This is a genomic window from Ruegeria sp. BHSA163, from assembly GCF_059613365.1.
In genome coordinates, this window is the sequence record NZ_JBXWSJ010000131.1 from 1 (window position 1) to 1,086 (window position 1,086).

Below are 1,086 nucleotides of genomic sequence, written 5' to 3' on the forward strand. Positions count from 1 at the left end.
AGAAATCCGCCAAAAACGCTGAAGCCTCTTGTTCGGAGATTTCCGAACGAGTTCCGTCGGTATCCGTTGCCACTCCCATCGTGTAACGCAGGTTAGTTCCACCTTCTGTTTCCGTCAGGTGGTACGTCTCAGGTAGACTTATACCCGGACGAGCAGGGTCTTGAATACGCGTTGAAAAATAGTCAAACGGTTCCCAATCTGTAACTCGGTAAAAAAAGTCCGCTAGTTCATGAGCGCAATGATAGTCGGACCCTGGACCAAGACGTCTATTCGGGTTATCGACTGTTACAGTCTTGATCCGGTCCATCCAATTTTGCTTGTGCTCGGGAGCAACGAGAGCCTCCCAAACTACTGCAATGGGGGCATTAAAATGGTATCGGAACGTCCACACACCATCTTCTTCGTTGAGGAAATAGCGATCGCGACTAGCCCGTAACTTTTCCCATGATTTCGCCAAATCATAGACCTTCATATCGACTTCGCCGAAATGTTCAAAATCCTGCGAAAAAGGCTCCATAACATCGCCGACGTCCATGGCATTTGCGGCCGCATCGCTGAACAAGGCATAGCTGCGAATACCAGTACGTTGGGTTACATCAGTCTTGGTCATCCTGTGGACAAGAATAACATCGGCCCCGGATATGTCTTTGGTCGGACCCAATTGCATTTCATCGAATTGACCGTGATGAACGATTATTTTGAGATCCAGATTGCCGACATTGGCGCAAGCACGGCATGGACATGTCGTGTTGGCGATTATGTCCTGTCGCCTGAGCGCAAAGGCGTTGTAGAGATTTTCGCAGATAGTGAGAAACGTCTCTCCTGATGGGAAATCCTGTCGTGTCGAATAGGCCAAAACGGCGTCGCCTTCAGTTTTCCAAAATTGCAGTGGGTCTCCAACTTGCTCAAGCAATGCTCCCAGCAGAGATTGCAAGATGGGATTGGCATGATCCATTTCCGAAGATGTCAGGAATTGTGTGTAGCCGGTGACATCTGCAATCAGCAAATAACCTGTGTGCGTTGTTGTCATCGGCTCCCCCTGATCGAGAAAAAGATACAGTGCGCTCATTTTAGTTGGAATTTTTA

At 48.5% G+C, this 1,086-nt stretch carries 1 protein-coding gene; it reads right to left on the bottom strand.

What is annotated here, in order from left to right; genetic code table 11:
- On the bottom strand, positions 1–1,030 hold a 1,030-nt coding region (locus AC2FNV_RS23535; RefSeq protein ID WP_496774740.1), incomplete at its 3' end, for a DUF2652 domain-containing protein.
- Positions 1,031–1,086: the final 56 nt, after the last annotated feature.